Origin of the sequence: Paenibacillus sp. 32O-W (assembly GCF_007679495.1) — a bacterium.
GTDB lineage: Bacteria > Bacillota > Bacilli > Paenibacillales > NBRC-103111 > Paenibacillus_L > Paenibacillus_L residui.
In genome coordinates, this window is record NZ_VEGP01000033.1 from 38,432 (window position 1) to 55,796 (window position 17,365).

The following is a 17,365-nucleotide window of genomic DNA, read 5'->3' on the forward strand; positions in this document are numbered from 1 at the left end:
AGGGAGGGGCGCGAACCATGAACTATAAGCTTATTGCACTGGATGTAGATGGAACCCTGCTGAATGACCGCCATGAACTGACGCCGCGGACAGCCGAATTGTTAAGAGAAATTCATCACGCGGGCGCGGAGATCGTGCTCTGTACGGGAAGAAGTCCGACTAACGCGGTCCCTTATCTTAGGGAAATGGGCCTGGATGGCATTATGATTACCCATAACGGTGCCGCAACCGTGGCTTCCAGGGAAATGGCCGTTCTTTATCAGCATTCCTTTACTATAGAAGAGGTAGTGCCTTTTATTCATTTTTGCCGGGAAAATAACCTTCATTTCGATCTTTGCACGCCGTTCGAATTGTACTTGGAGCATGTGACCGAATGGGAACAGAAGATGTATGAAAGCTTCAAAATGACCCCGATCGTCTATAAAGATCTGCTGCAATTCAAGGAGCCGATCGTCAAGTTCACAATTTACAGTGAGAAAGAGAAGGTGGATCAGGCGGAACAAGAATGGGGAGCATGGAAAACCCCGCTGCGCATGATCCGCAGTCACTTGAATTTTATCGACTGGATGCATCCGGAGGCCAGCAAAGGGAATGCATTGCAGCAGTTGGCCCGTGTCCGCGGGATTTCCCGGGAAGAAATAATCGCTATCGGTAATTATTACAATGATATGGATATGATCGAATACGCCGGCCTGGGAATTGCCATGGACAATTCGCCCCAGGAGGTTAAGCAAGTAGCCGACGAAGTTACTGCGTCCAACAATGAGGATGGAGTCTACCTTGCGCTTCGCAAGTATTTTGATTAAATGTTTTATTCATCCATCGCAATAAGGACAAATTTCTAACCCGTTTTCTGCCGCCGGTCATGGTTATCCTTGCCTTAATTCGGACAAGCTATCAAGGAAACCGATTCAATGATTAGAGGAGGGTAACTCGATGGCAAACCTGATCATCAGGCCTGATCTTAAGACCGCCGGCGGAGAAACCGGGGATATTTTGTTGAATGGACGTTTTATAGGCAGTTTCACTTTGGTGTACCGGGAAAATGACAGGGTGTCCGGTGCGGTCCAATTGGAGAAGAAATCATTGCCCGCTTCGGTTAAAGATGAAGTGGAGCCTTTTCTCATCAATTATATTCAATCGTTCACCGATGCCGTCAATGCTGCCGAATGCAGCGTAATAGTGACTTATAGCCCTTATGAGCACATAGTGAATGCCGAAGAGGTGAAGATGGCTGACGAAACGGATGCGGCGGAGGAATGGGAAGCGCTGGATTCGGATCATACGGCGGAAGCGGAGCTCGAAGCGGAAGACGAAGCTGCTGAGGGCTACTACGAGCTGGTCGCGGTGAAGGAATCGGAAGAATTCGTCCATTATCACGTTTACAATGAGGAGGAAGAATGGCTGGTTGAGGCGTTCCTGGATGTAGGCCAGAACATCGTTGATGGAGAAATTCATTGGGTCGCCCCTCCATCGGAGGACGAGATTGATGATATTACGGAATTGATTGTGTCCGACTTCGATGAAAATTTAATCGATCATTTCTCCCTGAGGCATTATTATGATAAGGGGCTTCTGACGACGATGGAATTGGATCACGAGTCGCTTCTCCCGGACGATGAACAAGAGATGGAAGATGGCTTGAATGATGATTATTCCGTCTTTCTCGTCAGAGATGACGGGGATACGCTCACTTATGAAATTTACCAGAAGTCCCACGGGGGACTGCCCATCGGAACCGCGACAGTCGACTTGGGCAGCCGGCAATTAACCGGGTTTATCGATTTTCGGGAACCGGATCTTGCCAAAGATTCAGAGGAAATCGCCGCTCTTCTTCTGAATGAATTGGACAAGGAGCAGGATTATGATTCCTTGAGCCTGACGATGCTGTCCAAGAACAAGACAATCGAAGAAATGTTCATTGAATCCACACCCGTCCACTAATTGCTGGCGAGAGATAAAATGGGAGAGCCCGGCTGGTTATCAGCCGGGCTTCTTTGAAATATAAGAAAGTATAAGTTTTCGTCTATACCTGTTCTTGTATTTCATCGGTAAACGCGCCCGTCCTAAGGACGGCGATAGCCGTTTATCCTTGGCTAAGCTATGCTTTCTTGACTGTCTTCCATTCGTTCGGACAAGGGAAGAGCAAAGATATCGACGCGATGAATCCGAAAATGCTCCACGTCCGTAATTTGAAACTGTACATCTTCATAGAAAACCGTCTGTCCGATTTGGGGCTGGCCGTTGATTTGGCTGTAAATCCAACCGCCAATCGTATCGACTTCTTCATCGGAGATATCCAGTCCGAACATTTCGTTAACCTTCTCGATCAGCAGCCTTCCATCCACAGAAGTGCGGTCTTTCAGAATCTCCACCTGGGCTCTTTCAATTTTGAGCTCGTCTTGAATGTCTCCGACGATCTCTTCAATAATATCTTCCATAGTGATGATCCCCGCCGTACCGCCGTATTCATCCACGACAACGACGATCTGCACCTTCTCCTTCTGCATAACACGAAGCACCTGACTGATTTCCATCGCTTCAGGAATATGAATGACCGGACGAATCATGGACTCAAGCTGCAAGTTCTCCCTGCCTTGCTTAAGAACCGCATTATAAATATCTATAGAATGAACAATACCCACTATTCGGTCTTTATCCTCTTGAGCTATCGGATATCTGGAGTGTTTGCTTTGGATAACGGTTTCCAAATTCTCTTCGAATGAAGCATTTGTATATAAGCATTCCATCATGGTTCGCGGGATCATCACCTCCCGGGCTACACGCTCCGAGAAGTTGAAGATGTTCTCGACCAGAGTAAGCTCTTCCTGATCGATATGTCCGCTTTTTTGGCTTTCTTTCATGAGAATGCGGATTTCTTCTTCTGTATGACCGGCATCATGCTCGGAGGCCGGATGAATTCCAATGCAGCGAAGCAGCAGAATGGAGGTTCCATTCAGCAGCCAGATGGCCGGATACGCAATCCGGTAGAACAGCATTAAAGGGCCACTCAGCCATAGAGCTGTCTGTTCCGCTTTGACAATGGCTATTGTTTTGGGAGCAAGCTCTCCCAAGACAATATGGAGTATGGTTATAGTACCGAAAGCAACTCCGAAGGAAACCGGCGTGATTAAATATTCGGGTGCATTCAGGTATGCTAAAATCGGCTGAACGATCAAATGAGAAATAGCGGGTTCACCGACCCATCCCAAACCTAGCGATGCCAGTGTAATACCAAGCTGACAAGCTGATAAGTAAGCGTCCAACCGTGAGGTTACGTGCTGTGCAATTTTGGCTCTGGCGTTGCCTTCATTCACCAACTGAGCGATCCGGCTGCCCCGGACCTTAACCAGCGCAAATTCCGATGCGACAAAAAAACCGTTTAACAGTACTAAAAACATTACCAATAATAAATTCATTAATATCGGTATGCCATCTTCCAACAAGGATCCTCCCCCAGCCGGGTTTGGATATTCACCTCCGCATAATTAAGAATAGAAACTACGGTACGGAAAAAACTGTGAAATTAAGCGTCAACTTTCCATCCGATCACCCCATTTAGCATTATTATAATCGAAATGAGAAAAATATGTAAGCTAACTTTCTTTCTTGAGAAAGGAATAAGCAGTTCTACGAAGTCAAAGAAAACCGTCCGGCTTGGGGGCCGAACGGTTTTCATGAAACTTTTAAGCAGCCGGATTACAGAAATAGAAGGACGGCCAGACCGGCTATGAGACAATAAATGGAGAAGTACAGCAGATTGCCCTTCTTCATGATGTTCATAAACCATTTAAGGGAGAAATAGGACGCCACAAGGGCGACCAGGAACGCCGCTCCGTAGGGCAGCAGCAGCCGATCCAAATCAGGGTCGCTGGCGATATGCTTGGCTTCCAGAACCATCCCCCCGAGACTGACGGGAATATACAGGAAGAAAGAGAAGCGAAGAGCCGTCTCTTGTTTCATTCCAAGAGCCATGGCGGCGACGATCGTGGCACCGGAACGGCTGATTCCCGGAATTAACGCAACGGATTGCGCTAATCCGATAATAATGGCATCCTTTAGCGTTAGCTGCTGATCCCCCTTGCGACCCCGAAGATTCCGGATAAGAAACAGCGAAACCGCTGTAATGAGCAGGGTGATTCCGATAACGTTGAGGCCCTTGAGCCGATCGGAGATGAAGTCGTTGAACAGGACTCCGATGACACCGGCAGGAATTGTCGCAATGATTAAATAAATAATGAACATAAAATCACCGCGGCAGTTCTCGTCCCGTTTGGTCAAATATTTGAATCCATTGACCGTGAGCCGAATGAGATCTTGCCGGTAAATAAGCAATACCGCGAGCAGCGAAGCGAAATTGACCAGCACCTCAAAGCTCAGCCCTTCGATTTCCAATCCGAACAGCCGCTGGGCGATGACCAGATGCCCGCTGGACGAAATCGGAATAGGTTCAGTGAAGCCCTGGATCAGTCCAAGAATGGCGTATTTTAATGTTTCCCATAAGCTTTCCAATGTTAGTTCCTCCAAATAAAGTAGATTAATAGAGTGTTGAGAGCCTCTAAAGAAGGATTCGACAACCTCTCCGATCAACTTCCATATTAGCTTTTTATACGATGCAGGCATTTGAGAAAGACATCGAAGGACAAGCAGCGCCGAATCGCATAAAAAGCTTCCGCTAAAGAAGAATTCGACAACCTCTCCGATAAACTTCCATATTAGCTTTTTATATAATAATAGAATTAAGTGCATTTTCAAAGCCAAGCTGATAAAGTAAACGAAAATTTAAGAATCTTTGTCGAAAAAAGTAGAGGGTGTATGAAATCAGTCCTATGGAGAATATTACCTGGGAAGCAGCTGCAGTCCGGGTTTAGAGGTGCGGCACCTCATATGTTACAATGGGAGCAGAAGCATTTAGACCGTCTCATGAGATAAAAGCGGCCGGACACCGGTCATAACGGTGGCCCGGATTCCAGCATACAGATAGGAGAATGACCGATGAGGAAAGAGATACAGTTAGGAGATTTCCATACGATTCTTTCGGAAGGTGAGGTTTGGACGATTGGCGGGTTCCGGCTGCCGGACGGCTCGTTCTGGAGTTACCGTGAGCCTGAAGCGGTCGTTATTGTTCGCAACGGAATTCTTTACGTACGGGCGCCCCTTAGCCGAAGTCATGATAAAATTCAAATTCTGGATAATGCGAAGCATATGTATTATTCCGCCAAACCGGTAGAAGTGCCGGAGAACGGAAAAATCAGCTTCGAGCTGCAGATCCGTGCACGGGCGCAGAATACGGTCCCCGATGATTTATATGACGGGTACGTTTCCCTCAACCTGCTGGACTTTACGACCGGCGGCGCCCTTGATTTCTTCGTGAGCAACGATCAGTATGCCAGTGTTTACGCGGTTCTGCCATTTCCGGGCGTGCAGGTTCCGGAATCGGACAAGACGAAATATTTCTGTATTTTTAAAGAGGAGAAGGATCATTTCAAGCCTCGCGAATTCAACACCTACAAAATCATCTATGATCGTTCCGCCGATGAAGCAGTATTCTATATTAACGGGGATGAAGTCCGCCGCGAGAGGAACATTCAGCTCAAGTTCAATCAATTTACCGTTGCGCTCGGCATCATGACCGAGAAGGATCTAACTCCGGAAGGCAGCGTATCGGTGCATGGACAGACCGTGATCGGGGAATGGTCGCCGGTTAACATTACGATAGAAGAGAGCGGGGAGAAGCAAGAGAACGGGAATCCAGTGGAACAGGATTGAAAATCAGCCCTCGTTTGGTGATGAATGACATGAATGATTCTGGCTGTTGAGTAAGCATCTACCTTGCCATTACAGGTGTCTGCATTAATGCGCATTGGGTGCAATTTGCCGTTCACAGCTCGAATATAACACGGAGCTCCTCGTCGGAGCAGCGGGCCAGGACGAGCAGAGCCTCATAAGGATCGCCTTTGATGCGAAAGAAGCGGGCAAAAGCAGGCTCGGTCTTGCAGCCTTCTCTTTTGAATTGCATGATGGCCTGTTTGGCCGCCGGCCCGGCGAGACACAGCAGGCGATGCTCGATATCCATATGAATTAACGCGTTCTGCTCGGCGACCGGGATCGGCTGACCGAATATTTCAATCGGCCATCCCTCGAATTGGAAGCGGCAGACGAGAGCGGGAATGCCCTGCTTGATTGTTTCGTGCAGTGTAAAGCCGGGAAGTGAGGAGTAGTGGGAGCTTAGGGCGTCGGCCAGAAGCGACGGTACTGCATTGCAGATGATATCCAGATCGCTGGCCTCGGTATCGATCCCCAGAGGAATGGTCCCGGCCAATACCGGATCGAACGGCTGCAGCCGTTCATTGATTTGCAGACCGGCAAGCGCTTCATAAGCCCGCTGCTGCCTCGGGGTATCCCGGCGTAAATATTCCGTGCTTTTCCACCGGTTATATGGCTGGGTGCTGTCCATGGTCAACAATCCTCCTGATTACATATCCGCCTTATTTGCGTTGCGCTTAAAATCATTCGGCCTAGAGTGTGCTTGCTTGCCTGGCGGGGGACTGGCCGTTGAACTACGCCAGGCCAAGCTCGGGCTTTGCAATGCTTAACGGGGCAAGCGCAGGCCTTTCGGATAATGGTTCTTCAACTGTTCCCCGCTTACCTTGCCCCAGCCTAACGGCTGGCCGTCAATGGTTACGAGAGCCCATCCTTCCCGGCCGCTTTTTACCGTCAAGGTTTCTCCACGGAGATAAGCAGCGGCTTCCTGAGAATCTGCGGCTAATGTTAGAGGGTGGCGGGACATGTCCTCCCGCAAAGTGAGAGCCAAAGCGTGAGCCGGCTCCAGGCGGTTCTTCTTGACGGTGCCGAGATGCAGTCCGGGCCGGACCGTCTTCAATCCGTCCAGCGAGGACGCCGACCACAGGCCTTCGGTGTCATGGGGCAGCCAGTAAAGCTGGTCCCCGAACAGGATGGCCTCTCCCGGAGGAAGCTCCGGCTGCCTGGACAAATAGGCTTCTGCAAAGCCGGAGTACTGCTTCCAGGCGTCCGCAATAGCCTTAGTCTGCATCCGATGCTTGGCGGAGCCTTTCACGCGCGTGGAAGGCGGCTTCATTGAACGGCCGGACGCAAACTGCTCCTCCCCTCCCTCCCTCTTCTCCAGCAAAGCGACGAAATGGCCCTCCCCCTTATGGAGGTGAGGCCAAATCCGCTCGGTTCGCAGCACCTCCATGTAGGGGAACTGCTCCGTAATCTGAGCGATCACCTCTTCGTTCTCTTCTATGGAAAAGGTACATGTGGAGTAGGCCAGCTTTCCGCCCGGCTTCAGCATCGGAATGGCGTGCCGGAGGATGTCCATCTGCCTGGCGGCGCACATGGCGACATGCTCGGGCGACCATTCGCCGACGGCATCCGGGTCCTTGCGGAACATTCCTTCACCGGAGCAAGGCGCGTCCAGCATGATCCGGTCGAAGCCGGATGCGAACCGGCCAGCCAGCACGTCCGGCGCCGCATTCGTCACTACCGCATTGCGGATTCCCATCCGCTCGATATTTTCGGCCAATATTTTAGCCCGGGCAGGGTGGATCTCATTGGCCACCAGCAATCCTTTGCCTTTCATTTTGCCGGCGATTTGCGTTGATTTCCCCCCGGGTGCGGCGGCCAAATCAAGAATCGTTTCTCCCGGCTGCGGGTCGAGAATTTCCACTGCGGACATGGCGGAAGGCTCCTGGATGTAATACAGGCCAGCGGCATGATACGGATGCTTGCCGGGCCGATGCGGCTCCTCGTAGTAATAGCCGGTCGGGCACCATGGAACAGGGACAAGCCGGAACAGCTCCTGCAGCCGTTTCGCCCATGGACTGTCCGGCTCCACTTTGAGAGGATTCAGGCGCAGACCGTGTGTCCGGGCTTCGCTGTAGCTCAGGAAGAAAGCTTCGGCATCTTCTTTCAATTGACGTTGTATTTTATCTATATATGCTTGGGGTAATGTTGTACTCAAAGCGAGGAACTCCTTTTAGCGGGATAGATGATGCATTTATTTTTTTCATGATAACGATTTTTCGGCTTAAATTCCAGCAGGGAAAATGATAAAGAAGCTGCTGTTTTTTTGCTTCGCAAGGAAGGATGCTTTAGGAAGCCGGGCCATTCCTTTACAGCCGCCTGCTCTGCTTCCTCTTCTTTTCTAAGCAAGGTCCGCATGGTATAATAATATAATGTTTATTTGAAGACTGATGAGTTAAGGGGCGATCGTCCCTTTTGTTTGTCATGACTCCTCTTGTTTGTTTCATAGAGAAGGTAATGAAGGATTGGAGCGGCCGCCTGCTCTTTATAGATATGCGCGGCTATTCGATTGCCTTAATTTGGCGTAACATATAATTCAACAGTCTTTTAGTTATGTGAAGGTGGTGGCCATGAGTTATAACGTTCCGACCAAGGTTCAAATTCTGGGGAAGGATATCCAGCCCGACCAGTTGAAATACCATCATAAAGAGGTGCTTGTCTCTAAGGAATTCACATTCGACAGCGCCCATCATTTGCATTGCTATGAAGGCAAATGCAAAAATTTGCACGGCCATACGTATAAGCTGCAGGTTGTCATGAGAGGCCGGGTAGATGAACGGGGAATCGTGATTGACTTCGGCGATATCAAAAGGATTGCCAAAGAAAGAGTTATTGACCGCCTGGACCATCAGTATTTGAACGAAGTGCTCCCTCCGATGAATACGACCGCGGAGAATATGATCGTCTGGATGTACGAGCAGATTAACGAGGGTCTCGTCCAGGAAGGGCTCTACCCCGCCGTCAAGCTGGAGGAGCTGCGGTTATGGGAAACTCCGACAAGCTACGCGGCCGTAACCCGGTCCATGATGGAGGAAGCGGAATAATGAAAGACGTCAAGCTGCCTATGGTAGAAATATTTGAGACGGTCGAGGGGGAAGGCACCCGGGCAGGATTCCCCACCGTCTTCGTCCGCTTGTTCGGCTGCAATCTCCGCTGCGTCTGGTGCGATACGACATACAGTTACCCCCCGGATAAAGCGGATAAAGTGATGACGATCGAAGAAATCGTCCGGGAGGTGGGCCGGTACTCTTCCCGGCATCTGTGTCTGACGGGCGGGGAGCCCCTTCTGTACGGCGAACATTCCCTTGCATTAATCGAAGCCTTATCCTCGTTGGAGCAAATTGTCGATGTGCATATCGAGACGAACGGAGCGATAGATCTTGCCCCGTTCCTAAGCAAGGTCACTTCCTCCAAGGTCAGATATATTATGGATTACAAGCTTCCCGGGTCCGGCGAGACGGAGCAGATGATTCACGGCAATTTTGCCCTGCTCAGGAAGCAGGACGAAGTCAAGTTCGTAATTGCGGACGAGGCCGATTTTCATTTCGCCCGCGAAGTGCTGGCCCAATATCCGACCGAAGCTCTGGCGCTCTTCAGTCCGGTATGGGAAACGATGCCTCCGGCCAGGCTCGTTGAATTGATGCTTAAGCATGCACTTGTTAACGTCAAGCTGAATATGCAGCTCCATAAAGTTATTTGGGACCCGGCCGCCAGAGGGGTCTAATGGAGACTAATTGACAGGATCGGCTCGCTGCGTCGGGCCGATTCCCATGTGATGCCAACAGAAATCAGCACGTATGCACAAAGAAAACAGTTAAGTAAGGATGGTTGATAATGGCTAGCAACAAAGCGGTGAAAAAAGCGGTTGTCATTCTGAGCGGAGGTCTGGACAGCACGACCTGTATGGGGATAGCCCAAGAAGAAGGCTATGAAATCTATCCGATCACTTTCGATTATGGACAAAGGCACAGCATGGAAATAGAAAATGCCAAACGGGTGGCCGAATTTTACGGTGCCGCTTCGCGCCATAAAATCATTTCACTCGGCTTCCTCAAGGAGTTCGGCGGCAGCGCCCTGACCGACGAAACGATTGATGTTCCGGATGTAAGCCAACCAGCCGGCCATTCGAATGCATCAGACGGGACATCCGGCAGCGGTGAGGAAGACATTCCAGTGACATATGTTCCCGGCAGAAACCTGCTGTTCCTCTCTATCGCCACCTCGTTCGCAGAGGTTTCCGGCGCGGAAGCGATCTATATCGGGGTCAATGCTCTCGATTATAGCGGCTATCCGGATTGCCGCCCCGAGTTTATCCGCAAGGTCGAGGAAGTGATCGAGCTCGCTACCAAGGCCGGTGCCGAGGGTCAAGCCATTCGTATCGCGACTCCTCTCCTCCATTGGAGCAAGGCGGAAATCATCCGACAAGGAACGCGTCTCGGTGTCCCCTATCATCTGACAACCTCGTGCTATAACGGCAGTGAAGAAGCTTGCGGAACCTGTGATAGCTGCCGTCTGCGGTTAAAAGGGTTCGCGGAGGCCGGTCTAGAGGACCCGATTCCTTACAAGGCTGCAAGGTCTTAAGCCCGAACAACGAAAATTCCGGAAGACGGTGATCCATTGGCTATGGCGATTGGAATGGCGGCGGTATTGCTCCTTCTTCTCTTGCTTTATGTTTATCATACTTGGTGGATAGATATCTCCGAGCATCGAATACAAAGCGATGTGGTGAAAGCCCCTTTTACCTTCGTTCATCTGTCGGATATTCACGGATTGACCGCAGGGGTCAACGGACGGCTAAGCCGTCTGGTGTCCGAGTCCGTCCCGGATTTCATCCTGATCACCGGTGATTTGGCGACGAACAGGAGGCAGCTTCCCCGGGTGCTCCGGGAGATCGGGCGCTTTCCGCGCGAGACGGCTATTTATTTTGTACCGGGCAATTACGAACGGGAAGAGTCTGTTCTGTTCCGCAAAAGACCGATTGACGACCCCGGGTACTTGTCCCGTTTACAATCCTGCATGAATGTGCTGGAAAATGACTCCGTATCGTTCCGCTGCAAGGGAAGCCTTGTCCACCTCTATGGGTTGGATAATTCGGTATACGGGAACGAACGGATCCCTACCGCCCCGAACGCAGGTGCTTCGGATCCTGCGACTGCTCCCTTCTCCATAGTCATGGCTCACTGCCCCAGTATAATCCGGTACCTGCAGGAGCAATCTTTCGGTTTCCACCTGCTGTTAGCGGGGCATACCCACGGCGGACAAATCCGATGCTTCGGCCGGACCTGGGGAGCTTATCGCGATTATCCCATCGGGCTGAGCCGTCTGGGACATGGCCGTTATTTCGGAATCAGCCGCGGTCTCGGGACCGTTAAGCTGCCGATCCGCTTGAACTGCCGGCCGGAAATCGCGGTGTACCGGATCGAGCCGGCCGAAACTTCCGGGTCCGGTCTATGAAATGACCCGGACCGGAGCTTGGCCTGCCGTGCTATGTTATGGACCGCAAACTTACTTATACAAGCTATTGATAGAATCATATTCAAGCCGGCTGGGAAATATGATGGTTGTTTTCTACTTTTTCTTACGAGAATTCTATGCCCCGTATCTTGGAGAAGACCATCGTATCCCGCAGCTGCGGACAGGCAACATGTGCTTGTTGCGGCACGCTGTCAGACACCCCGGAAGTCTGGCGGTCGGAAGGAACCTCTTCCGCCGGGGAATGTACGGCGGCATCTTCTCTTCTAAGAATGCCCTCCAGAGTAAATCCGCAGCGTTCCGCGACCCGGCGGCTCCGTTCATTGCGGGAGTCGCAGCGGATCTCGATCCGGTTAGCCTGCAATTGCCGGGCGGCAAAACGGGTGATGCCGTGTACCGCCTCGGTCATCCAGCCGCGGCCCGTCTGCGAGGTGCGCAGCCAGTAACCGATTTCGAAGCTGCGAATCTTCCAGTTTATCCGATGCAGGCCGCTGCATCCTAGCAATTCTCCACTTTCCTTGTCATAGAGATGAAGACGCATATCCGTCCGTTCCAGAAACTGCAGCCTGGCCCTGCGAATATTGGCTTCGGTCTCCTCTACCGTAGGCGTTGTCAAGGCCCAGGGCATCCACTGACGAAGCTCGTTTATACTTTCCCTTATCGCTTCATTGACGGCGGCGCCGTCTCCCCATTGCGGGGCACGGATAATAAGCCGTTCGGTTTCGAATTGTTCCGGAAATTCCAGCAGCAGAAGCTCGTTGGTTGATTCACACATCTCTTGGACTTCCTCCTTATCCATCGATTGATTACTTCATGCATCGGTCAGAGGCAGGGTGAAGATGGTCCGGCTGCGGATGCATAATTGTTCCTCGTTGAAGGTTAGCTGAACCAACCCGATTTGCTGCAGGCCGGCTTGGAAAGGGCTGAACCGGTCGAGGATGTAATGGAAGGCTTCCTTAAGTTGTACGGAGGATAAATTGACGGCCAATGTGCAGTGCGGATTCCAGCTCCCGGGCAAATAATATGGAGCCGCCTTCGGGCGAAGTTTATGGAAGCGGCTGTGAAACCGTTGATGCAGCTGCATCAGACCCGCCGTGACAGCGGGAGAGAGGAACAGCGTTCCCGAGGCCGGAAAGCAGGCAAGGCTGTCGAAGCGTACCGGCAGCGAAGGAGCCCCCTGCATAAAAAAGGCTATCTCCTCCTCGAACTCCCCGGCTTCCAAATCATCATAAACGGCCACGGTGAGATGAGGCTGGATTTCGGCAATCGACATCATACTGTCTGTTATCCCGTTCTGTTCCAACTCCCGCCAGAGCCCGCGAATATATTGCTCCGTACGCTCGTCAAAAAAAAGCTCAACCGCATACTTGGTCATGCATTCCCCGCCTTCCTCATTTTTCTTACTCTGTCTACCTGTCGTCATTTCTCGAAAGACATCCATGAAGGTTATTCTGTATTATAACGGTCGAAGGTGATTCGTAGTATAGCAACTGAGAAATATTTTATCTTATTTCGGGATACCCCTTTTATTTTGGAAACGATTGGGTTTATGATTACGTATAAGAGATAGATAAGAGAATAGAAAGGGGTGGGGCGGTGAACAGGCTAGAATGGAGTAGGTTCCGGCTCCCGATTCTCGCATTATGGGGAGCTCTGCTTTGGTTGTCCGCTCATCCTCCGGCTTATGCAGGTTTTCTGGGGACGATGAAAGGCATTATGGAGCTGCCGGAAGAAGTCGACCGGCTTAAGGAAGATTATGAGCAGGTACGCCAAAATTATGACACCGCTCTAAACCGTCTGCAGAATGCGGAAGAGGCTGTCCAGAGCTACGAGAAGAGGCAGCAGGCGCTTCTGGAGGATAATAAGAAGCTTCAGGAGCAGAACAGGGAGTTATTGCAAATGGTCCTCGAGCTGCAGCAATCCGAGCAGGAGAGACGGCAGCATTCAGCGCGGATTCGCACGCTGGTTCTGACGGCCGCCGGACTCGTCATCGGCTATTTTGTCCTGACGCGGGGAATGCGGGTGCTCTTGAGAAGCAAGTAGAAGGCAAGGGGAACGCTATGGACATTATATATAATATTCATCCCGGCAACGGACAAAGCTTGGGCATGGAAGTACGGCTTGAGGATCACGAGAAGCTGTATATGCTTCATTCGGAAATGATCATCGCTTTCCAGGGGGCGTCCCATCAGCGGGAAGACCGGATTATGGACTTGAAAGGAATGGTTCGCAAGAAGAAGTGGCTCCGGTCGGATCTGTCCGGACCCTGCCGGTTCGTTCTGTCGCTTCCCGCCGGGTATAGCGTAAGAAGTATTCCGGTCAAGGACCAGGAGGATTTTCTGTTCGATGTGCGCCATGTCCTGTTCTACACATCCGGTGTCCAAATGAAAAGCGTCATACAGCGAATGAAAAATGTGGTTGTCACCCGGGATTGGGTGAGGATGAAGTTTTTCGGGGAAGGCGAGATCGGGATTTTATCCCAAGGGCCGCTGGTCGAGATGAAGCTGTCCGACGATGCGCCGATTTATATCGATGCGGGTTGTTTGGTCGCTTATCCGCAGAATGCCAAGCTGGATCTATGCGTATACGGAAATCAACTGGCCGGGCAGCACATGAATTACCATTGGAAAATTACCGGGCATGGATACGTGCTGATGCAGACGGGTAAACCGGGACTGCGGCTTGAGGAGCATTTGCAGGACGATGGCCTGATCAAACGGCTGCTGCGGGAAATCATTCCTTTCGGCGGAGTATTCATAAAGTAAATCAACAAGGGGGCTTTACAATGAGTAATGGGACTCTTCAAGCGGTGTTTATCGATCGCGACGGTACGCTAGGCGGAACCGGGCATTTTATTCATCCCCGGGATTTCGAGCTGTATCCGGGGGTGGAGCAGGCTCTGGCGCAGCTTAAAGAAGCCGGCTTGAAGCTCTTTGCCTTTACGAATCAGCACCGCATCTCCCGCGGCCAAGCGACAGAGGGGGAGTTCGGCAGGCAGTTCGCCGGGTACGGCTTCGATCAGGCTTACATTTGTCCGCATTCTTCGGAAGAGCTCTGTCTTTGCCGCAAGCCGGGAACCGCCATGCTGGAGCAGGCGGCCGACGAACACGGATTGGATCTCAGGCGCTGCGCCGTGATCGGCGATGTCGGTTCCACAGATATGCTGGCTGCCGCCAAGGTGGGAGCAGTTAAGGTGTTGGTGCGCACAGGCTGGGGGGAGCAGTCTCTAGGAGAGTATCGGCATACTTGGGCGGAGACGGAGCCGGATTATGTGGCGCAGGATTTGCCCAAGGCGGCAAGCTGGCTTCTTCGGCATTATCAAACGGGGCGTGGATTGGAATAAAGCGGGGCTGTCCCTGGGAAGAGGACCGCTCACGAATGTTATAGCGGTTGGCCTAATTGTTTTGTGGGCCGACCGTTTTTTTGTAGAATTTACAACGGACTTTCCCAGCTTGAAATTGCTCAATAACCCTTGACGTTATTAGGAAATTTGTCTGTTTAATTCCGGCCCTTATGCTGACTCTTTTCCGACTAGGGCGTCTACCTTGATAATCCGTCTATTTTCATTTTCTGCCGGTGCTGTGCAAACGGAATGGTGCGTCTAACTGGAACTCATCTATTTCCACTTTCTGCCGGTCCATGCAATCAGTCTACTTACAGAATGGTGCATCTAACTTGATAATCCGTCTATTTTCATTTTCTGCCGGTGCCTTCTCAAGCGACATGGCATATCTAACTGGATTTTATACAGCTAGTTTGCTCCTCTGGAGCAAAAGACGGAAACTAAGTGGAAAAACTACAGCTAGTTTGTGCAAAAAAGTGATTTTAGCAAAAAGTCTTGATTCTAAATGTAGTTTTTCCATTTACTCAATCACTTTTTACCATTAGTTGGGAATCTACCTACATAAAATACAGTTAATCGCTACCGCCGAACGAGCGATGGTTTGATATTTATGCATTATTCTAGCTGCAATCTATGTCCAACCTTATATGAGTTTGAAAAAAAAGGCTTGTTAATGTAACAATGTTTTGTTACAATGCGAATATAACAATGTTACACAAAGGGATTGAAGGGATGGCCGATGGATACTTTGGGATATATTTCTAAGAAAGAGCTGCTGAAGACGACCGGTATCTCTTATGGTCAGCTTTATCGCTGGAAGAGGCAGAATTTGATTCCGGAAGCCTGGTTTATCAAACAATCTTCTTTCACCGGTCAGGAGACGTTCTTTCCCAGGGAGCAAATTCTTAAACGGATTGATGAGATACAGCGACTTAAGGATCGGTACACCCTGGATGAGCTGAGCGAATTGTTCTCGCCGGAGACGGGAAGCCGGACCTACGAAGCTTCCGAGGTTCGCCGTCTGCCCGGAATTCACCAGGAGGCGGTACGGTGGTTTGAGCATTATCTGCTGAAGGACCGGTTTAGCTTCATGGAGGTACTGTTTATCCACTTGACCGGGTCCCTGATCAAGAAATGCCCCTTAAGCGACAAGGAAGCCGAGAGGTTCGTTATGTGCGCCAAGGAATGGCTTCCTCGGATCAAGGGAACGAATGTCTCGGTCTATGTGGTCAGCAAGGACGGGACGCTGCTGTTTCTGCTTGCCGAGCAGGAAGGAAGGCTGCTGATCGATCCGGCTGCGGTGCTGGTCGATAAGGTGGATTTGGAAGACCTGTCGAAAGATTTAAATTTGATGCTAAATCAACCTGTGAGGTGAGCGTTTTGACAGCAACGACGGATTTACAAGATATTAAGATTTCGGGAAGCGGCAAGCTATTGGGCGGCCGGTACAATCAAGTTAAAATTTCGGGCTCCGGCAAGATCGGCGGAGAAATAGAGGCGAACCGGGTCAAAATTTCCGGTTCCGGCAGCGTAGAGGGCAAGGCGGTCATCAAGGAGCTTAATGTTAGCTGAAGCTGCAGCTTCCATGACCATCTGGGTGGAGAATCCTGTGAGGTAAGCGGGTCTATCCGCGCGAAGGGTAATGTTCATATGGAGAGGCTTAAAGTAAGCGGCGCCTTTACCTGTTCCCAATCGGTGAGAAGCGAAGATATTCACATACGTGGAAGCATCAAAGCCGACAAAATCGAGACCGAGGAGTTCCGGCTGGAGGGCAGCATGAACATTCGCAAGGAGCTGAACGCGAATGTCGCGGACATTATCCTGTACGGGCCTTGCAGGGCCAATGAGATAGGCGGAGAGACGATATCCGTTTATTCGCACCATTCCCAGCCCGGCTTGATCCGGGCCCTGCTGTCCTTGTTCCAAGGGCAGCATATGCTGACCTCCGATTTAATTGAAGGAACGAATGTTTATCTGGAGAACACCAGAGCGAAAATCGTTCGTGGAGGGCAGGTCAAGATTGGCCCCGGCTGTCAAATTGAGCGGGTGGAATATATGGACTCGCTGGACGTTTCCCCGGAAGCCCGGGTTGGCGATGCTGTTCAAATCTAAATAGGTCATTCATGGCGAGAAACCACAAATTCCGCCGTTCCAACCCCTTCTCCTCCGGGAGAGGGGGTTTTTCTTATCAATTCTTTTAGCGATAAAAAATGGAACAACTTTCGGATTCGCAAAAAAGCTTCCGATGAAACCCAATTTTCACCTGTACTCACAGGGCTGGCCCTATATCCAGTTTGCGATTTTTCAGCACCGGGGACTTACGTTTTATGTGAACTCTTTTCGGGACAGCCTCGGTCGTCTGCCGGAGTGAGTTAAAGACGATCAAAACTGCAGGTCTTTTTCGGAAAAAGCTTCGCGGCGGGCTCATTCAAAAGCAATTGCGCAGGTTTTTTTCGGAAAAAATGCCTCGCGGTGGCTCATTCGAAAGCAATTGCGCAGGTCTTTTTCCGAAAAAACGGCATCATGCCTAATTCTAGAGCAATAATACAGGTCTTTGGGGCGATTTTTTGCGAAATGGCTCCATTTTGGCAAAAAGACGTGCACATTTGAGCGTCTTTCGCCTTCTTTTTGGAAAAAGGCTGGATTTTAATGCACTTTTGGAGCGACCAAGCCTAGGTCGAGTGAGGTAGCAGGTGTGAACCCTGCTTGGAAAGACGCCAACCA

Annotated in this window: 19 protein-coding genes; 13 read left to right on the forward strand and 6 right to left on the reverse strand. The window is 50.7% G+C overall.

The features are described from left to right. Window positions 1–17 precede the first annotated feature (17 nt). A complete protein-coding gene (locus tag FS806_RS14345) occupies window positions 18–806 on the forward strand; it encodes a Cof-type HAD-IIB family hydrolase (protein ID WP_144937718.1) in 789 nt (262 codons plus the stop codon). 130 nt (window positions 807–936) lie between these two features. Next, entirely contained in the window at window positions 937–1,944 is a 1,008-nt protein-coding gene (locus FS806_RS14350) for a hypothetical protein (RefSeq protein ID WP_144937721.1), read from the forward strand. Between the two features lie 152 nt (window positions 1,945–2,096). On the opposite strand, the gene FS806_RS14355 is transcribed toward FS806_RS14350, so the two are convergent. Together FS806_RS14355 and FS806_RS14360 are read right to left on the reverse strand one after the other, a co-directional pair. Further along, window positions 2,097–3,419 (reverse strand): hemolysin family protein, encoded by a 1,323-nt coding sequence (locus tag FS806_RS14355; RefSeq protein WP_144937781.1) that lies wholly within the window; start codon window positions 3,417–3,419, stop codon window positions 2,097–2,099. A gap of 280 nt (window positions 3,420–3,699) precedes the next feature. After that, a complete protein-coding gene (locus FS806_RS14360) occupies window positions 3,700–4,512 on the reverse strand; it encodes an undecaprenyl-diphosphate phosphatase (protein ID WP_260982094.1) in 813 nt (270 codons plus the stop codon). Window positions 4,513–4,995: 483 nt separating this feature from the next. On the opposite strand from FS806_RS14360, the gene FS806_RS14365 reads away from it, so the two are divergent. Next, window positions 4,996–5,769, forward strand: coding sequence for a DUF6081 family protein (locus FS806_RS14365; protein ID WP_144937727.1), 774 nt, complete (start codon window positions 4,996–4,998; stop codon window positions 5,767–5,769). A 112-nt stretch (window positions 5,770–5,881) separates the two neighbouring features. On the opposite strand, the gene FS806_RS14370 is transcribed toward FS806_RS14365, so the two are convergent. Both FS806_RS14370 and FS806_RS14375 read right to left on the reverse strand, forming a co-directional pair. Further along, window positions 5,882–6,457, reverse strand: coding sequence for a DUF4269 domain-containing protein (locus tag FS806_RS14370; protein ID WP_144937730.1), 576 nt, complete (start codon window positions 6,455–6,457; stop codon window positions 5,882–5,884). 135 nt (window positions 6,458–6,592) lie between these two features. After that, window positions 6,593–7,984 carry an RsmB/NOP family class I SAM-dependent RNA methyltransferase gene (locus FS806_RS14375; protein ID WP_144937733.1) on the reverse strand — a complete coding sequence of 464 codons (1,392 nt, stop codon included), beginning with the start codon at window positions 7,982–7,984 and terminating at the stop codon, window positions 6,593–6,595. A 412-nt stretch (window positions 7,985–8,396) separates the two neighbouring features. Between FS806_RS14375 and queD the strand changes: the two genes are divergently transcribed. From queD to FS806_RS14395, 4 genes are all read left to right on the forward strand, one after another. After that, complete coding sequence (gene queD / locus FS806_RS14380; protein ID WP_144937736.1) at window positions 8,397–8,870, forward strand: 6-carboxytetrahydropterin synthase QueD; 474 nt, start codon at window positions 8,397–8,399, stop codon at window positions 8,868–8,870. Beyond that, the gene (locus FS806_RS14385; protein ID WP_144937739.1) at window positions 8,870–9,550 is read left to right on the forward strand and encodes a 7-carboxy-7-deazaguanine synthase QueE; all 681 of its coding nucleotides are present in this window, start codon (window positions 8,870–8,872) and stop codon (window positions 9,548–9,550) included. The genes queD and FS806_RS14385 overlap by 1 nt, the downstream gene beginning before the upstream one ends. A gap of 110 nt (window positions 9,551–9,660) precedes the next feature. Continuing rightward, window positions 9,661–10,407, forward strand: coding sequence for a 7-cyano-7-deazaguanine synthase QueC (gene queC, locus FS806_RS14390; protein ID WP_144937742.1), 747 nt, complete (start codon window positions 9,661–9,663; stop codon window positions 10,405–10,407). A 54-nt stretch (window positions 10,408–10,461) separates the two neighbouring features. After that, a complete protein-coding gene (locus FS806_RS14395; RefSeq protein ID WP_222126669.1) occupies window positions 10,462–11,280 on the forward strand; it encodes a metallophosphoesterase in 819 nt (272 codons plus the stop codon). Between the two features lie 124 nt (window positions 11,281–11,404). Here FS806_RS14395 and FS806_RS14400 read toward each other — a convergent pair whose 3' ends face one another. Both FS806_RS14400 and FS806_RS14405 read right to left on the reverse strand, forming a co-directional pair. Then, window positions 11,405–12,073, reverse strand: a complete 669-nt coding sequence (locus FS806_RS14400; RefSeq protein ID WP_144937749.1) for a GNAT family N-acetyltransferase — start codon at window positions 12,071–12,073, stop codon at window positions 11,405–11,407. Between the two features lie 36 nt (window positions 12,074–12,109). Further along, the gene (locus FS806_RS14405; protein WP_144937752.1) at window positions 12,110–12,739 is read right to left on the reverse strand and encodes a 2'-5' RNA ligase family protein; all 630 of its coding nucleotides are present in this window, start codon (window positions 12,737–12,739) and stop codon (window positions 12,110–12,112) included. A 155-nt stretch (window positions 12,740–12,894) separates the two neighbouring features. Between FS806_RS14405 and FS806_RS14410 the strand changes: the two genes are divergently transcribed. From FS806_RS14410 to FS806_RS14435, 6 genes are all read left to right on the forward strand, one after another. Then, window positions 12,895–13,341, forward strand: a complete 447-nt coding sequence (locus FS806_RS14410; RefSeq protein ID WP_144937755.1) for a hypothetical protein — start codon at window positions 12,895–12,897, stop codon at window positions 13,339–13,341. 17 nt (window positions 13,342–13,358) lie between these two features. Further along, window positions 13,359–14,063 (forward strand): AIM24 family protein, encoded by a 705-nt coding sequence (locus FS806_RS14415; RefSeq protein WP_144937758.1) that lies wholly within the window; start codon window positions 13,359–13,361, stop codon window positions 14,061–14,063. A 20-nt stretch (window positions 14,064–14,083) separates the two neighbouring features. After that, window positions 14,084–14,641, forward strand: coding sequence for an HAD-IIIA family hydrolase (locus FS806_RS14420; RefSeq protein WP_144937760.1), 558 nt, complete (start codon window positions 14,084–14,086; stop codon window positions 14,639–14,641). 739 nt (window positions 14,642–15,380) lie between these two features. Further along, window positions 15,381–16,016 carry a DUF4004 family protein gene (locus tag FS806_RS14425; RefSeq protein WP_144937763.1) on the forward strand — a complete coding sequence of 212 codons (636 nt, stop codon included), beginning with the start codon at window positions 15,381–15,383 and terminating at the stop codon, window positions 16,014–16,016. A gap of 5 nt (window positions 16,017–16,021) precedes the next feature. Next, complete coding sequence (locus FS806_RS14430; RefSeq protein WP_144937766.1) at window positions 16,022–16,213, forward strand: hypothetical protein; 192 nt, start codon at window positions 16,022–16,024, stop codon at window positions 16,211–16,213. A gap of 78 nt (window positions 16,214–16,291) precedes the next feature. Beyond that, the gene (locus tag FS806_RS14435; RefSeq protein ID WP_144937769.1) at window positions 16,292–16,753 is read left to right on the forward strand and encodes a hypothetical protein; all 462 of its coding nucleotides are present in this window, start codon (window positions 16,292–16,294) and stop codon (window positions 16,751–16,753) included. Window positions 16,754–17,365: the final 612 nt, after the last annotated feature.

What these genes read in the sequence shown, in the direction of transcription:
- FS806_RS14345 (WP_144937718.1), top strand. Translation starts at nt 18, where the DNA reads ATGAACTATAAGCTTATTGCACTGGATGTAGATGGAACCCTGCTGAAT.
- FS806_RS14350 (WP_144937721.1), top strand. Translation starts at nt 937, where the DNA reads ATGGCAAACCTGATCATCAGGCCTGATCTTAAGACCGCCGGCGGAGAA.
- FS806_RS14355 (WP_144937781.1), bottom strand. Translation starts at nt 3,419, where the DNA reads ATGAATTTATTATTGGTAATGTTTTTAGTACTGTTAAACGGTTTTTTT.
- FS806_RS14365 (WP_144937727.1), top strand. Translation starts at nt 4,996, where the DNA reads ATGAGGAAAGAGATACAGTTAGGAGATTTCCATACGATTCTTTCGGAA.
- FS806_RS14370 (WP_144937730.1), bottom strand. Translation starts at nt 6,457, where the DNA reads ATGGACAGCACCCAGCCATATAACCGGTGGAAAAGCACGGAATATTTA.
- queD (WP_144937736.1), top strand. Translation starts at nt 8,397, where the DNA reads ATGAGTTATAACGTTCCGACCAAGGTTCAAATTCTGGGGAAGGATATC.
- FS806_RS14385 (WP_144937739.1), top strand. Translation starts at nt 8,870, where the DNA reads ATGAAAGACGTCAAGCTGCCTATGGTAGAAATATTTGAGACGGTCGAG.
- queC (WP_144937742.1), top strand. Translation starts at nt 9,661, where the DNA reads ATGGCTAGCAACAAAGCGGTGAAAAAAGCGGTTGTCATTCTGAGCGGA.
- FS806_RS14395 (WP_222126669.1), top strand. Translation starts at nt 10,462, where the DNA reads ATGGCGGCGGTATTGCTCCTTCTTCTCTTGCTTTATGTTTATCATACT.
- FS806_RS14400 (WP_144937749.1), bottom strand. Translation starts at nt 12,073, where the DNA reads ATGTGTGAATCAACCAACGAGCTTCTGCTGCTGGAATTTCCGGAACAA.
- FS806_RS14405 (WP_144937752.1), bottom strand. Translation starts at nt 12,739, where the DNA reads ATGGATGTCTTTCGAGAAATGACGACAGGTAGACAGAGTAAGAAAAAT.
- FS806_RS14415 (WP_144937758.1), top strand. Translation starts at nt 13,359, where the DNA reads ATGGACATTATATATAATATTCATCCCGGCAACGGACAAAGCTTGGGC.
- FS806_RS14420 (WP_144937760.1), top strand. Translation starts at nt 14,084, where the DNA reads ATGAGTAATGGGACTCTTCAAGCGGTGTTTATCGATCGCGACGGTACG.
- FS806_RS14425 (WP_144937763.1), top strand. Translation starts at nt 15,381, where the DNA reads ATGGATACTTTGGGATATATTTCTAAGAAAGAGCTGCTGAAGACGACC.
- FS806_RS14435 (WP_144937769.1), top strand. Translation starts at nt 16,292, where the DNA reads ATGGAGAGGCTTAAAGTAAGCGGCGCCTTTACCTGTTCCCAATCGGTG.